The sequence below is a fragment of the Acidobacteriota bacterium genome, assembly GCA_016196035.1.
Lineage (GTDB): Bacteria > Acidobacteriota > Blastocatellia > RBC074 > RBC074 > JACPYM01.
Genome location: JACPYM010000006.1, coordinates 75,092 through 90,003, shown reverse-complemented (window position 1 = coordinate 90,003; position 14,912 = coordinate 75,092). Strand labels below are relative to the sequence as shown.

Sequence of the window (14,912 nt, the reverse complement as noted above, 5' to 3'; positions counted from 1 at the left end):
GACTCGTCGTGCGGTGTCAGGGTAGGCCGTCTTGCCGTTTTCGTCAAAATTGAATGTGACGAGAAATGTACGTTTGAAAAGTTTGTTTGAGCCTTTTCGCGCGTGGCTTACGCATGAGTTTGGTGAGGAAGCGTGGCGGCTTGCACCGGCTTTTTGGAGCGAGAGCCTTTGCGGCAACTTCCCACGCTGATCGCCAGGATTTTGTGAGGCAACTTTCCGCTGGACGGATTGCCTGTGACCGGAAATGGAGCAACGAACGATGTCATTTACTTGCCAACAATGCGGAACGACGGCCACGCAAGCCTTGAATTTCTGCCGTCATTGCGGCGCGCCTGCGCCTACGATTGCGCTCGCGACCTCGCCCTTGACGCGGCAGCTTGCGGAAGCTGATCCGTTGGATACGTGGGAGCCGGCGAAACACGTGGCCGCACCTGCCGCCACCGAGGTCTTGCCAGGCGCAGCGGTTGCCGCGCCGCAACCACTGCCAGCGAGTGCGGAACTGCCAGCGTCTATCAACCCCGTGGCAACCGCCCCCTCGGCAATGCAGCGCGGTTGGCTCGCCGCCATTGTGGCAGGTTTGCTGATGATCGCAGGTGGCGGCGGATACTTTTTTATCCATCGTGCCAACGCCTCTGCGGTTGTGCCTATTGCTGTAGCAGCCCCGCCCGTGGCTGAATCAGCGGTTGCTGCCGCTGCGCCCCTGCCGACACCGACAGTGGATCAGCCGGTCGTCATCCCCGCTAATCTTCCAACGCCCAGGACCACGGCTGCGAATGCGAAACCTGCGGCAAGCGTCAAAGCCGAGGGCCAGGCCAACTCCGCTGCTCTGCCCACGCCGAGTGTTTATGCGGCGACGAAAAGCGCTGCGCCTGAACCAGCGCCGGATAGAGCCGAAGCGCCCGACCGCAATCTTGCTCTGATCGAGCAGGGCAACCGGCTGGCTGGCGCGGGGCAGTTGCAAGACGCGATTCAGGCGTATGAGAAAGCGCGGCACGCGAATCCCGGCAATACGGATGTGTATTATCTGCTCGGTTCCGCTTATCAGCGCTCCGGCGCATTGGCGAAGGCGCTCGAAGCCTATCGCCAATGCACGTCCGGTAATTACGCCGCCGTCGCCGCCAATCACGTCAAGAACCTGGAGAAAAAACTCAGCCGGACAACTAAAGGGCAAGCCCCCGCGCCAGAGTAACAAAACGGGAATGCGAGCCGCAGATGCGAGGTCGCTTAGGTGGCGTGAAAAGCCGTGCCATTGGCTGAGAGTTGACCAGTTTGCGCGCGTAAGACCGAAGCAGGTGGAGCGTGAGTGCGCCACCTGCTTCAGCGTCTGTGTGGCAGCATCGGGCTTATGGCATCACCGCAACGGCATCGCCGGTCTGATGGTCGGTGATTTGAAAGCGCAGAAATTCGTGCACGGCTTTGAGCGCATCCGGATTGGCTGTTTTGATGCGCACGCGGCCACCGCGCGGCAGTGGTTCGAATTGGTAAACGATGTCCGTTCTGAGTTGGGTCATTTCCGCTACGCCGGGCGGCACTTGCGCGTGGGTGTGCTGCGGTTTGGAAAAGTCGCCGCTGGCAAACAGTTGCGCAATCTGTTGCAGGTGCTGGCGGATTTGCCGCCGACTGGCGACATCTTTGGCGCGCCTGGCCGTCACTTCAATCGCGCCGCCATCGGCATACAGGCGGAAGTGATGGGTCGTTTTGGTTTGCGAGAAGCCCATCGCTTGTGCGCCGCGTTGATTGACTTCGGCCAGATGGTCGTGGCTGGCTTGCTTGGTCATTTCAGCTTGATGTTGCGCGTGCAGCGGGCAGCTTTCCATTCCAGCGGGGGCGGCCTGCTGTGCGTTGGCCAGTGTGGCGCAGCCTGTGACGATCAATAGAGCGAGGCTTAGCCGCGAATTGGTATTCATTGTTTTCTCTCCTTGCCATGCGGGTTCCGAGTTTGCCAGGACGCGTTGAACAACGCCTGTTGCCCCGTCTTGACCAGTTTGGTGGCCGCCAAATCTTCGAGCAAATGGACGGGTTCGTGCGGGGCGGCGGTTTCCAAACGTTGCTCCCAATCGCCCAATAATTCACGCAACTCATCACGCACGACGGTCAATTCATTCAGCCGCTCTTCGACTTTGGCCAACTTGGCCGCCGCCAGCGCATAGACCTGATTGCACGGCGCGCCGCCCTGGTCGCGCACTTTGAACACGCGGGCCAGTTCGTCGAGCTTGAAGCCCATCAGCAAGGCGCATTGCACCAACCGCACGCGCATAACCGCGTGCGCCGGATAGGCGCGGTAACCATTGGGCAAGCGGCGCGGTTTGAGCAGGCCCTTGCGCTCGTAATGCCGCAACGTGTCGGTGCTGACACCGGTCAGGCGCGCGAGTTCGCCCGCGCGCAGAAAGCCGGTGGAATGATCATTGAGCGGTGTTTGGTCAGCCACTGTGAAAGTATAAAGGTTGGAACCGGCGCCAGGGTCAAGCAGAAACCTCTCAAAATCTGGTCAAAATCAGGTAACTGCACTATGCTGGCGTGCGTCTGAACTGCTGCAACCAAATTCTTTTACGATCAAACAAAATTTCAATCGCGCTCGAAAAAGGAGGCTCTCCGATGAACCGCTTGTTTCCCGTCTGGTTCCGTCAGACCTGCTTGCACCTCGGATTGTGCGGCTTGGTCTTTTCATCCGTCACACCCGCGTTGGCCCAGCGCAATAAGAAAAAGGCTGCGCCGCCCGCACCGGCAGCCGCGCCCGCGCCGCAAACCAACGATGCGGAATATACCGCTTCGATCCTGAAGAACACGACCGAAAAATTCTTCCTGACCGAATTGATTGATCACCTGCCCGCGTCGGACAAGGTGCCGACGCCCGCCAAAGTGCTGGGCTATCCCATCGGCACGCCGAACAAACTGACTTACACCAAAGACCAGTACCGCTATTACCGCGAACTGGAAAAGGCCACGCCGCGCGTCAAGGTCTTCAGCGCGCCCGAAAAGAGCGAACTGGGCCGCGAGCAATTGCTGATCGCGGTCGGCGACGAAGAGAGCCTCGCCAATCTGGCGAAGTACAAAGACATCACCGCCAAACTCGCCGACCCGCGCCGCATCAATGACGAAGCGGCCAAGGCTCTGATCGGCGAAGGCAAAGTGATTTATTGGGCGTCGGGTTCGATCCATTCGCCCGAAACCGGCAGCCCCGAAATGCTGATGGAAATGGCTTATCGTTTGGCCGTTGAAGAATCGCCCTTCATCCAGCAGATTCGCAAAAACGTCATCGTGCTAATTACGCCGACGCTCGAAGTAGACGGGCGCGATATGCAGGTTGACCTGTACAACTGGCGCAAGGCCAACGAAGGCAAACGCGCGCCGAGCCTGTTGTACTGGGGCAAATACGTCGCGCACGACAACAATCGCGATTCGCTGGGCATGGCGCTGGCCTTGACGCGCAATCAGATGGCGAGCTTCCTCGAATACCATCCGACGATCCTGCACGACCTGCACGAATCGCAATCGTTTCTTTACACCTCGACCGGCACCGGCCCTTACAACGCCTGGCTCGATCCGCTGGTGATTGATGAATGGCAGGCGCTGGCCTATCACGAGATCGAAGAGATGACCAAGCGCGGCGTGCCCGGCGTCTGGACGCACGGCTTTTATGACGGCTGGGCGCCGAACTACATGTTCTATGTCGCCAACGGCCACAACTCGATTGGCCGCTTTTACGAGACGCAAGGCAGCAACGGCGCGGACACGCGGGTGATCACCACGACCGGGCAATCCACGCGCGAATGGTTTCGCCCGAATCCGCCGCTGCCGCGTGTGAATTGGTCCATCCGCAACAACATCAACTTGCAGCAAAGCGCGATTCTGTTTGCGATGAATCACGTCTCGAACAACAAAGAAAAATTCCTCAACAACTTTTACCTGAAGAGCAAACGCTCCGTCGCCAAGGCGCGCACCGAAGGCCCGGCGGCGTGGGTGCTGCCCGGCGACGACACGCGCCCGACCGAAGCCGCCGACCTCGTCAACCTGCTCAAGATGCAAGGTTGCGAAGTGCACAAGGCCGACCAAGCAATCGAAACCAAAGATGGTAAGTTCCCGGCGGGCAGTTACGTCGTGCGCATGGATCAGCCCTATTCGCGCATGGCCGACATGCTGCTCGACACGCAGTATTACAACGTCAATGACCCGCGCCCCTATGACGACACGGGTTGGACGCTGGGGCCGTTGCGCAACGTCAAGACTGTGCGCGTCAAAGACGAAAAGGTGCTCGACGCGCCGATGACGCTCATCAACGGCATGGCGAAAGTCACCGGCAATGTGGTCGGCGCGGGCAAGGCCGGCTACGTCATCAATCACACGGCGGAAAGCGCGCTCACGCAACTGCGCTTCCGTTTGAAAGACGTGAAGATGAATGCCGCCGAAGACACCTTCAAGATCGGCGAACGCGCGTTCAACGCCGGTTCCTTCATCATCAAAGCCGAAGGGGCAGACCTCGATGCGCGTTTGAAGCAGGAAGTCACGGCACTCGGCTTGACCGCCAACGCCGTGGACAAGCTGCCCGAAGTCGCGCAACACGCGCTGGCCGTGCCGCGCATCGCGCTGGTGCACACCTGGACGAACACGCAGAACGAAGGCTGGTATCGCGTCGAATTCGACCGGCTGGGCATTCCCTACGATTACATCTCCGATCAAATGCTCGGCCAGACGCCAAACCTGCGCGACAAGTGGGATGTGATTATTTGGGGGCCGGTCGGCGGCACCGCGCAATCGCTGGTGCGCGGCATTCCCAAACGCAGCGACAGCGAAGCGCCCATCCCGTGGCAGAAATCCGACGTGACGCCGAATATGGGCCAATCGCCCGACACGACGGCAGACATGCGCGGCGGCATGGGCATCGTTGGCGTGGCGAACTTGCAAAAGTTCATCGAGGGCGGCGGCTTGTTTGTCACCGTCGGCGGCAACGCCGCCATCCCGATTGATTTCGGCATCACGGAAGGCGTCTCGATTCAAGATGCGCGCACGTTGAACGCGCGCGGCTCGATCATGAACGCGAGCTTTGCCGACCGTAAGAGTCCGATTGCGTATGGCTATGATGAGCGGCTGTCGGTCTACTTCAACCAAGCGCCGCTCTTGCAAGTTGCGGCGGGCGGTGGTGGCGGCTTTGGCGGTGGGGGTGGCGGTGGACGCGGCGCTGGTGGCGGCGCTGGCCCCGGTGGTGGCGGTTTTGGCGGCGGGCAACAAGGGCGTGCGAGCGGCCGCGGCGGTTTGAATGACCCCGATGTCATTCAGGGCCGCAAGCCATTGACGATGCCAGCCCCGCAGCCTGGCGAAGACGGCGCTTCAGCGGATTTCCGTGATGCCGCCGCAAACCAACCGCCGCCCGAAATGCGCCCGCGCGTCGTGTTGCGCTTTGCCGATGAGAAGGATTTGCTGGTGAGCGGCATGCTTGCGGGCGGTTCTGAATTGGCGGGCAAACCCGTCGTGCTGGATGTGCCCGTGGGCAAGGGCCACGTCGTGATGTTCGCCAACAACCCGATGTGGCGGCACGAAACGCACGGCAGTTTCGCGCTGCTGTTCAATGCAGCGCTGAATTATCAGCATCTGCACGTGGGCCGCGCCGCACCGCGCCGGGGCGGGCCAGCGGCAGGCGGCCAGAATGGCGAAGAACAATAAGGGTTAGTCCCTGATTCATAAACGACAAAGGCCGCGAGGGAATGAGTTCCTCTCGGCCTTTGTCATTGTCGGGTGCTGTCACGCGGGCTAGAATGCGCACGTTTCAATTTAAGCCAAACCGGAGGTACTGCAAATGACTGCGACAACGCAACTGGCGTTTGAAGATGACCTTGATTACGAAATCGTAAACGGCCAAAAGGAGGTCAAAATGGCAGGGGCAAAACATGGCGAAATTGGCGCGCAACTTACAGTCGAGTTGGGCATTTATCTCAAACAAACCCCCCTCGGCAAGCTCTACAACGCCAATACAACATTCATGATTGGCGCGAATGAGCGGATGCCCGATGTCAGCTTTGTTTCCGCCGCGCGCATCCCAGCCGAGGGCGCACCGGCCAGCAAATGGGAAATCGCCCCCGACTTGGCGGTTGAAGTTATCTCGCCCAACGACATTTATGAAAAGGTGATTGGCAAGGTGCGCGAGTATTTCGCTGCTGGCGTCCAGCAGGTCTGGCTGGTGTCGCAGGAGGCGGAAGATGTCACCGTTTATGATGCGCCGACCCAATTGCGCATCGTGACGGCGGAACAAGACCTGACGAGTGAAACGCTGCTGCCCGGATTCCACTGTCGCGTGGGCGACCTTTTCAAACGCTAAGCCAAGCTGCGCGCGTCCCTGACTTTTCAATTACGCGACGAATTGTTACGCGCTGCCCCCTTGCCGATCCGCTGCACACCTTCACATTTCCCTTGTGGCTTGCTTGAAAATCCCAGTTCCGGTCGTTGCGGTTGCGCTCGCTACCAATCAGCCGCGCCGTGCCGATTATCCACGTCGGTTATTCACGGAGGTTTTATGCGCCGTTTTTCTGTCCACTTGAGTTTGTTTTTCAGCTTGGCGTGCTGCTTGTTCCTGCTGGCCGGGTGGTTTGCCGTCAACCAACGCCGCACCGCGCCCGCGCCGCAGCCGGTTGCCGGAACGCCGCAACTCGTCAACGCCAACTATGGTCGTTTGCCGCTCAGCTTTGAAGCCAATCAGGGCCAAGCCGAAGCATCGGTTAAATTCCTGGCGCGCAGTGGGAATGGCACGCTCGCGCTGGGCGCGACAGAGGCCGCGTTGGCCCTGCCCTCAGCTAACCTGCGGCTGAAGTTGGCCGGAGCCACTCCGCACCCGCGCCTGCGCGGTGTCGCACCGCTGCCGGGCCGCGTCAATTACCTGCGCGGACGCGACCCGCAGAAGTGGCAAACCCAGGTGCCGACTTTTGCGAAGGTGCGTTACGAAGCAGTTTACCCCGGTGTGGATTGGGTCTTTTACGGCAATCAACAACAGCTTGAATACGATTTCATCGTTGCGCCGCACGCTGACCCGCGCGCCATCCGCTTGCAATTCGCTGACGCGCAGGATGTGCAACTCAACGACACGGGCGAACTGGTCTTGCAAACGCCGGACGGGCCAGTGCGGCAAGCGCGGCCTCGCGTTTATCAAGAGATTGCCGGCACGCGGCGTGCGGTCGCAGGCGGTTATGAGTTGCGGGGCGCGCGGGAAGTGGGCTTTTCGGTTGGTGGATATGATCGCAGTCAGCCGTTGGTGATTGATCCGGTCTTGGTGTTTGCGGCGCGCATGCCAGAAGGGCGGAGCATTGCCGTGGATGCGCAGGGGAGTGCTTACACCATCGCCGGGGTAGTTGATCAGTCTTTCCCTTTTGGGGCTGCGTCTCCCGACATCATAGTGAGCAAGCTCAATCCAGCAGGCACCGCGCCGGTGTTCACCACGGTCATTGACTGACGATCCCGGCGCGCGCGACGGCGCTCACGACGCTCTCGGCCGCCAGCTTCCTTGGCCCTGTGCTGGCGCCTGCCTCATTGGCGGTTGGCTTTTTGGATGCCGCTGGCGCAGGGGTGGAAAAATTGAAGGTGATGGTTAGGGACGCCACTGGGCATGAGCTTGAAGCGCCCGTCTTTTATGCGGGCAACGGTCAGCTCAATTTTCAGGTACCGGAAGAATCCTTCGCATCCGTCAGCCCAAGCAATGCAACTGTCAGTGTGACCAGTAACGGCGCAACCATCGCCAGCGGCTTGATGCAACTCGCCACCTTCGCCCCTGGCATCTTCACCGCCAACGCCAACGGGCGCGGCGTCCCGGCGGCAGTCATCTTGCGCGTGCGGGCTGATGGATCATCGGTTTATGAACCGCTAGCGCGGCTTGATCCGGCGACCAACCGCTTCGTGCCTGCGCCGATTGACCTTGACGCAGAAGGCGAGCAGGTGATTCTGGTGTTGTTCGGCACGGGCTGGCGCGGACGCTTCAGTGAGCCGGTTGTCAGCGTCAACATCGGTGGCATATCCGTTCCGCTGCTTTACGCCGGACGTCAGCCGACGTTGGCCGGGCTCGATCAGCTCAATGCGCGGTTGCCGCGCGCGTTGGCCGGGCGCGGCGAAGTGGATGCCGTGGTCACGGCGGAGGGCAAGACGGCGAATACCGTGCGCATCGCGCTTAAGTAATTCGCTCGCCGCCGTCACCACGCCACCGAAAATCGTGTGGCCAGGTTTACTCAGCAAGAACAGTGCTCAGGCGTTCACGCAAGACAGGTAAGAGTTCACTGGCAAACCACGGATTGCGGCTCAGCCACGGGCGATTGCGCGGGCTGGGGTGCGGCAACGGAAAGTAACGCGGCAAGTATTCGGCAAAACTCGCCACCGTTTCCGTCAGCGTCGGTTTGGCTTGTTCGCGCAGATAATACGCTTGCGCGTAACTGCCAATCAGCAGCGTCAATTTGATCTGCTTCATGGCCGCCAACAGGCGCGGATGCCAGAGCGGCGCGCATTCGGGCCGGGGCGGCAAATCGCCGCGCGCGCCTTGGCCGGGATAACAGAACCCCGACGGCACGATGGCGACCAACCGTTCGTCGTAAAACTGCTCCGGTGTCAGTTGCAGCCAGGCGCGCAACGTGTCGCCCGATTGATCCTGCCAGGGCACGCCGCTCTCGTGCACGCGGCGGCCCGGCGCCTGGCCGACGATCAGCAGCCGCGCATTTTTGCCCGCGCGCAATACCGGGCGCGGGCCGTGCGGCAGATGTTCGGCGCACACCTGACAGGCGCGGATTTCAGTGAGCAATGGTTTTAATGACTTCGCTGGCATCTTTTCAACCCCTGTCCTTTAAGCCAAATCATCCTACCATTACGCCTTTTCAAGCGAATAGTCATTCGTTTTCAGATCACGGCGGCGCCTCAACCCCACTGTGTTAAATTCCTGGTGTTCGGGCAAGACCTTCACCAACACGCCCCGAGCCTCGCAGCTTGTGACTTGCAGTTGTGCGATTTGTTCTGAAATGTCTATGGCTTCGTCAATTTGGATGCGAAGGTAAGTTTTTATCTTTGACCAGGAAAGTCGTGCGGCTCGGCTTTTGTCAAAGCCGAGCCGCTACAGCAATCTTCGCGAGTGCGCCGTATCGCTCTACGGAGTGAGGGCTACTTTCCCCATTGTCTTGCGGCTGAGCAATGCTTCAAACGCTTGTGGCGCCTGAGCCAAAGGGAAAGATTGATTGGCGAAGAGCTTTAGTTTCTTTTCCTCGATTAGTCTTAAAAATTCCGGGAGACTTTCGGCCACTTGCGCTGGCGGAAGCGCGGGATAGGCAAAGCCCGCCAGCGTTTGGTTTTGCCAGATGAGTTGTCGAACCTGCTCGGTGCTGAGCGTGGCGTGGTAGTTCTTTGAACCGAAGAGAACAATTCTTCCGCCCGGAGCGGCCAGCTTGAAGCTCTCTTCCCCAATCCGGTCCGACGACATTTGCAGTACGACATCTACACCTTTCCCATTAGTGGCTTGCCTCACTTTCTCCACCCAGCCGGACTTGGAATAGTTAATGACAACCTCCGCGCCCAGCGTTTTTACCAGTTCGAGTTTTTCATCGGAACTGGCTAAGGCGATGATGTTTTTAATCCCAAAGAGTCTGCCGATTTGGACTAAGTAAAGCCCCACGCCACCGGCTGCGGCTTGAATGAGCAGACTGTGATGGGCGACCGGCATCACCAAGTATTTCAGCAGTGTGTATGCCGTCATTCCTTGAATCGGGATTGTGGTTGCTTCGGCAAAGTTGATCCCTTTTGGAAGTGGAATCACAACCTGAGACTGAGCGATGGCATACTCCGCATAGCCTCCGCTCGAAACGAGTGCCGTCACAGAATCTCCCACACTGACTTGAGTGACGCCTGATCCCACCTCCACCACCACGCCTGCCGCCTCGAACCCCATGACAAAAGGGAGCTCCTTTCCGAAAGTGGGATACCTTCCGTGAATTTGCTCGGCTTCAGCGTAATTGATCCCGGCAGCTTTCACCTGAATCAAGACCTCTCCCGAACCCGGTTGAGGCCTGCTGATGTTCACGAGCTTTAAACCTTTAACGCCTTCAAAGCTTTGTAATTGAACTGCTTTCACTTTTCTTCTCCTTTTGATTTTCGATTCTTTCATTACGGTTTGTGTTTGAGCCGGTTCAGCTACTTGATTTTATGCGCGGCGAAGAAGTTGCAGATCTTTTCGGCGATGTCGCCTGTGTATTCTTCGAGAGCGAAGTGGCCGCCATCGAGCAGGTGAACTTCGACGTTCTTCAAGTCACGCCGGAAGCCGTCAATGTTTTTCACGGTGAAAAACGGATCGTTCCTGCCCCAAACTATCAGCGTTGGTGGTTGATGCTTGCGCAAATATTCGTGCCAGGCCGGGTAAGATTCGATGTTCGACGAGTAATCGGCGAAGAGCGCGAGTTGAATCTCCGCGTTGCCCGGACGGTCGAGCAGCGCCTGGTCATGCGTCCAGGTGTCAGGGCTGATGCGATTCTGACGGCGCGCGCCCTGCGTGTATTGAAACTTGGTCGTTTCCTGCTTCAAGAAACCGCGCAGCACTTCGGCGATTTTCGGGTCGCGCGTCTCGCCGAAGGTTTTGAGCGGCGCGGCGGCCTCTGACAATCCTTCTTCGTAAGCATTGCCGTTTTGCACGATCAAAGTCTGCACTCTTCCTGGATTTTTCAACGCCAGACGAAACCCGACCGGCGCGCCGTAATCCTGCACATAGAGGCTGTACTTCTTCAGCCCGATGGTGTTCGTGAACTTGTCAATGATGTTTGCCAGGTTGTCGAACGTGTAATTAAACTCATTGGCCGCCGGCGCTGAACTCTGCCCGAAGCCCGGATAATCCGGCGCGACCAGATGGAATCTGTCCGCCAACGCCGGGATCAAATTGCGAAACATGTGCGACGACGTGGGAAAGCCGTGCAGCAGCAGGATCGTTGGCTTCGACGGATCGCCCGCTTCGCGATAGAAGATGTCGAGGCCGTCAATCTTGACCGTGTTGTAGGTTGTTTGTGTCAGGCGTTGATCGGGTTTGGCGCTGTCGTCGGCCGTCTTCCGGGCTTGCGCTTCAACGGCAAAGACCCCCAGCGCCAGTGAAAGTAGCGCGACCAACCACGCTTGCGAAAACTGTTTGTTCATCTCTCTTCTCCTTGATTGTTTTTGGTCGCCCTTTCAGACACCCGTTCGCTTCTGAAAGGACGATGTTTCAAATGATCCGGATCAAAGTTGACTCATCCCGCCGTCCACCGCGATCTCCACACCAAGCACATAATTCGATTCAGGCGAGGCGAGAAACAACACGGCGTTGGCGACGTCTTCCACGCTGCCAAAACGGCGCATCGGAACGCGGCCCAGAATGCCCGCCGCCATCTCTTGCACCGCGTCAGCAGGCAGCCCCAAACGCCCGTAGATCGGTGTTTCAATCGGCCCCGGCGCGACTGCGTTGACGCGGATACCATGCCCGACAAGCTCGGCGGAAAGCGTCCGCGCCAGCGAGCGCAACGCGGCTTTGCTCGCCGCGTAAACGCTCGTCGAGGGCAGTCCCAGCGTGTGTGCGGTCGTTGTGTTGACGATGATGGAAGCGTTGTCGTTCAACAGCGGCAAGGCTTTTTGCACCGTGAAAAATGCGCCTTTGAGATTGGTGGCGATTGTTTCATCAAAAAGCCCTTCCGTCGTTTCGGCGAGCGGCGCGAATTTAGCGACGCCGGCATTGACGAAGAGCGCGTCAATCCCGCCGAATCGGCCTCGTGTTTCGCTGAAGAGCCTGTCCAGATCACCCAGCTTCGTGACATCGGCCCGCACGGTCAAAACATCACCGCCGATCTCTTGTTTCGCGGCAGCAAGCGTTTGCTCATCGCGCCCCGAAATGACGACCTTCGCGCCCTCGGCGGCAAACGCTTTGGCGGTCGCCAGCCCGATGCCGCTGTTGCCACCCGTAATGACCGCTACCTTTCCCGTAAATCTTTTCATCCTGAAACCTCTCCTCGTTTTGTCTGTCAACCTCTCTTTGGCTTGTCTCACAAGCCCGAAATCGTCTAACCATCTATACAATGCTTTACCGGTTAAGTATTATTCCGTGCTCCTCGATTTTTCCTTTCTCAGGGCGGGGGAAATACTAGGGAGGCGTGGGGACATTGAATATGTCGAGGAATTTGAATGGATTTGAGCAGGAGGTCTGAAAATGGCGCAACAGCTTGATACGTCGAAGTTCTATCTAGTCGGGAACAATCTGAGCATTGATTTTGTCAACACCCGGATCCGCGAAAATGGTGCGCCGAAGGAGTTGCTGGAATCGTTCGAGGATTTGATCGCCTGGGCGGTGAGGACTGAGTTGCTGGACTTATCGCAAGCCAAAGAATTGCTCCTAGAGTGGAGTGACAGACCGAAGGCGGCGCAGGTTTTCAAACGCGCGCTGAAGTTCCGGGAGGTACTGCGCGAGGTAATCATTGACACGGCGCAGGGCGCGACCATCAAACCCGCGGCGCTCGAGACGGTCAACCTGATCTTGAAAGAAGAGAACGGCTACGTTGAAGTCGTGCGAACCGAGAACGGCTTCGAGAAACACTTCCACGCCGGCTTCAGCGAACCCGGACGGTTGCTTGCGCCGATTGCCGAAGCCGCCGCCGACCTGCTCTGCTACGGCAACCCTGCTTACCTCAGAAAGTGCGAAACCCCTGAGTGCCTGATCTACTTCTATGATGTGACGAAGAATCACTGTCGGCGGTGGTGCAGCATGGCGATCTGCGGGAATCGGGCGAAAGCGGCGGCCTTTTATCAAAGGCGGAGTATGAAGCCGCATCAATGACAACGATTGGAATGGCGTTACGTCAGGCGCGATAACGCCTTTGTAACTCTTCAATCGGATAGTCATTGGCGCTCATATCCCGGCGGCATAGCAAGCCTTCGTCATCAAATTCCCAATGCTCGTTGCCATGCGTGCGGAACCATTGGCCTGCCGCATCGTGCCATTCATATTCAAAGCGCACCGAGATGCGGTTGTCCGTATAGGCCCACAACTCTTTCATCAAGCGATAATCCAGTTCCTTGGCCCATTTGCGGCGCAGGAATTCCCGGATGGCCGCGCGTCCGCTGAAAAACTCCGTGCGATTGCGCCATTCGGAATCGGGTGTGTAAGCCAGCGCGACGCGTTCAGGGTCGCGCGAATTCCAGGCGTCTTCGGCGGCTTGCACTTTAGCGCGGGCGCTTTCGAGGGTGAAGGGCGGTTTGATGATGGGTGCGGGCATAACTGCTCCTTACTTGGTTTTGAGCCGGGCGATTTCGGCTTCGAGTTGGGCGACGTGTTCGTAAAGCGGCGCGTTCAGTGCGCGGATCTCTTCGCTGGTGTAACGCGGCGTGATGTGTTGCGGACAGTTCCAGTCAAAGGCTTCGACGTGCAAAAGCATGGCGCGTTCGACCTGCGCCTCGTAACTCGGGTCTTGCAGTTGCGTGATCAAGGTAGGCGCGTCTTTGGCTTCGACGACTTCGATGCGGGCATAAATTTTCAGCCGCTGACGATTGGCGTAATCCATCAGGATCAGCGCGGCTTTGTCGTTGCGCGTCAGGTTGCCGGCGCTGATGTATTGCCGGTTGCCGCGAAAGTCGGCGTAAGCCAGCGTCCGCGCGTCCAGCACTTTCAAGAAACCTTGCGGCCCGCCGCGAAACTGGACATAGGGGAAGCCGCTTTCGCCTACGGTCGAAAGATAAAAGCCGTCGCGCTCAGCGATGAACTCGGCTTCGTGCGCGCCGATTTCAGTGCCGCGTGCTTGCGCTTCCAGCCGCGCATACGAGTGCCGCGAACCGTATTTTTCCTGCTGCGCTTTGACGCTTTCAGTGAAAGCAATCTCGGCAAAATTCCGGGCCATTGATTTCGCTCCTTGCAACTGGGGCAGTACCGCGCGCGTGAGCAAGCGGAGGCTGCATCGTTGCAACTGGGGCGGTACCGCGCGCGTGAGCAAGCGGAGGCTGCATCGTTGTGCCACTTGGCTTGAACTGACGCGCCGCTCGCTTACACGCGCGGTACCGTACCGGTGACTTTCACTCCGTTTCCAAACTATAGCGTTCAAGAAAAGAAACTAGCCACGAAGAGACGAAGAGCACGAAGGAAGCAGAGAAAATCCAATGAAAGACCTGCTTCCCGCTTCGTGTACTTCGTTTCTTCGTGGTTGCATTTTCTTAAGGTCTATAGCTCGCGTTCCTGGCGGCCAGTGCGACCTTCGGAAAATCCACGACGGTTTGCGCGACGTGGTTGAAATAGTTGGTGAAGATGTTCAGCGCGACGTTGGCGACGATCTCAGTGATTTCGCCGTCGCCGAACCCGGCGGCGCGCACCGTGCGCACATCGCTGTCGTCCACTTCACCGCGTTTGACCACAAGCTGGTGCGCGAACATCAGCGCCGCGTTCGTCTTTGCATCGGTCGAACTGGCTTTGCGGCTGGCGACGAGTTCGTTTTCGTTCAGGCCAACCATTTTGCCAATGGCGGTATGCGCCGCCAGGCAGTATTCGCAACTATTGGCATCAGCCACAGCCAACGCGATCTGCTCGCGCAACTTGCCCTCGAGCAAGCCGCCGCTGAGCGCGCCGCTAAAATTCAAATAGCCCGCGAGCGCCGCCGGTGAATTGGCAAAGGTGCGCATTAAGTTCGGCACCATTCCGATTTTGGCTTTGACGCCGTCCAGCAATTCTTTGGCTTGGCCGGTCGCTTCTTTGGGATCAATCGCGTTCAGTCTAGGCATGATGGTTTCTTCTCCTGTTTGATTCGTGTGTTGATGGCAACTGATTCGCCAGCCCATCTGGCGTTTCGTCTTGCCTTGCGAACTCACTAAGTGCATTCGTTGTGCCGCAGCCTGAACTGCAAGTCATCTGGCTCAATGCAAACAGGTTGGGTCGTTTTCAGCCATTTCGGCCTCGCCCCGAAATCTCGTTA

The 14,912-nt window shown here is 58.4% G+C and carries 15 protein-coding genes; 6 read left to right on the top strand and 9 right to left on the bottom strand.

Translation table 11 applies throughout. The annotated features are described in order from the left end of the window. Positions 1–259 precede the first annotated feature (259 nt). Complete coding sequence (locus tag HY011_02400; GenBank protein MBI3421768.1) at positions 260–1,189, top strand: tetratricopeptide repeat protein; 930 nt, start codon at positions 260–262, stop codon at positions 1,187–1,189. Between the two features lie 154 nt (positions 1,190–1,343). On the opposite strand, the gene HY011_02395 is transcribed toward HY011_02400, so the two are convergent. Both HY011_02395 and HY011_02390 read right to left on the bottom strand, forming a co-directional pair. Further along, positions 1,344–1,817 (bottom strand): hypothetical protein, encoded by a 474-nt coding sequence (locus tag HY011_02395; GenBank protein ID MBI3421767.1) that lies wholly within the window; start codon positions 1,815–1,817, stop codon positions 1,344–1,346. An 86-nt stretch (positions 1,818–1,903) separates the two neighbouring features. After that, positions 1,904–2,428, bottom strand: coding sequence for a MerR family transcriptional regulator (locus HY011_02390; GenBank protein ID MBI3421766.1), 525 nt, complete (start codon positions 2,426–2,428; stop codon positions 1,904–1,906). A 167-nt stretch (positions 2,429–2,595) separates the two neighbouring features. On the opposite strand from HY011_02390, the gene HY011_02385 reads away from it, so the two are divergent. The 4 genes from HY011_02385 (at position 2,596) to HY011_02370 (ending at position 8,151) form a co-directional block, all read left to right on the top strand. Beyond that, positions 2,596–5,658, top strand: a complete 3,063-nt coding sequence (locus HY011_02385) for a hypothetical protein (protein ID MBI3421765.1) — start codon at positions 2,596–2,598, stop codon at positions 5,656–5,658. A 133-nt stretch (positions 5,659–5,791) separates the two neighbouring features. Then, positions 5,792–6,310 carry a Uma2 family endonuclease gene (locus HY011_02380; GenBank protein MBI3421764.1) on the top strand — a complete coding sequence of 173 codons (519 nt, stop codon included), beginning with the start codon at positions 5,792–5,794 and terminating at the stop codon, positions 6,308–6,310. 195 nt (positions 6,311–6,505) lie between these two features. After that, entirely contained in the window at positions 6,506–7,435 is a 930-nt protein-coding gene (locus HY011_02375; GenBank protein ID MBI3421763.1) for a hypothetical protein, read from the top strand. Positions 7,436–7,512: 77 nt separating this feature from the next. Next, positions 7,513–8,151: a hypothetical protein gene (locus HY011_02370; GenBank protein MBI3421762.1), complete on the top strand. Its 639-nt coding sequence runs from the start codon at positions 7,513–7,515 to the stop codon at positions 8,149–8,151. A gap of 46 nt (positions 8,152–8,197) precedes the next feature. Here the strand turns inward: HY011_02370 and HY011_02365 are convergent, their stop codons facing one another. The 4 genes from HY011_02365 to HY011_02350 form a co-directional block, all read right to left on the bottom strand. Continuing rightward, positions 8,198–8,788 (bottom strand): uracil-DNA glycosylase family protein, encoded by a 591-nt coding sequence (locus HY011_02365; protein MBI3421761.1) that lies wholly within the window; start codon positions 8,786–8,788, stop codon positions 8,198–8,200. A gap of 315 nt (positions 8,789–9,103) precedes the next feature. Next, on the bottom strand, positions 9,104–10,114 hold the full coding sequence (locus tag HY011_02360; GenBank protein ID MBI3421760.1) for a zinc-binding dehydrogenase: 1,011 nt from the start codon (positions 10,112–10,114) through the stop codon (positions 9,104–9,106). 26 nt (positions 10,115–10,140) lie between these two features. After that, complete coding sequence (locus HY011_02355; protein MBI3421759.1) at positions 10,141–11,127, bottom strand: alpha/beta hydrolase; 987 nt, start codon at positions 11,125–11,127, stop codon at positions 10,141–10,143. Between the two features lie 81 nt (positions 11,128–11,208). After that, positions 11,209–11,958, bottom strand: coding sequence for an SDR family oxidoreductase (locus tag HY011_02350; GenBank protein MBI3421758.1), 750 nt, complete (start codon positions 11,956–11,958; stop codon positions 11,209–11,211). A 211-nt stretch (positions 11,959–12,169) separates the two neighbouring features. Between HY011_02350 and HY011_02345 the strand changes: the two genes are divergently transcribed. Next, positions 12,170–12,793, top strand: a complete 624-nt coding sequence (locus HY011_02345) for an ABATE domain-containing protein (protein ID MBI3421757.1) — start codon at positions 12,170–12,172, stop codon at positions 12,791–12,793. A gap of 22 nt (positions 12,794–12,815) precedes the next feature. Here HY011_02345 and HY011_02340 read toward each other — a convergent pair whose 3' ends face one another. From HY011_02340 to HY011_02330, 3 genes are all read right to left on the bottom strand, one after another. Further along, positions 12,816–13,232 carry a nuclear transport factor 2 family protein gene (locus HY011_02340; GenBank protein MBI3421756.1) on the bottom strand — a complete coding sequence of 139 codons (417 nt, stop codon included), beginning with the start codon at positions 13,230–13,232 and terminating at the stop codon, positions 12,816–12,818. A 9-nt stretch (positions 13,233–13,241) separates the two neighbouring features. Next, the gene (locus tag HY011_02335) at positions 13,242–13,850 is read right to left on the bottom strand and encodes a pyridoxamine 5'-phosphate oxidase family protein (protein ID MBI3421755.1); all 609 of its coding nucleotides are present in this window, start codon (positions 13,848–13,850) and stop codon (positions 13,242–13,244) included. A gap of 310 nt (positions 13,851–14,160) precedes the next feature. Then, positions 14,161–14,721, bottom strand: a complete 561-nt coding sequence (locus HY011_02330) for a carboxymuconolactone decarboxylase family protein (GenBank protein MBI3421754.1) — start codon at positions 14,719–14,721, stop codon at positions 14,161–14,163. Between the last annotated feature and the right edge of the window lie 191 nt (positions 14,722–14,912).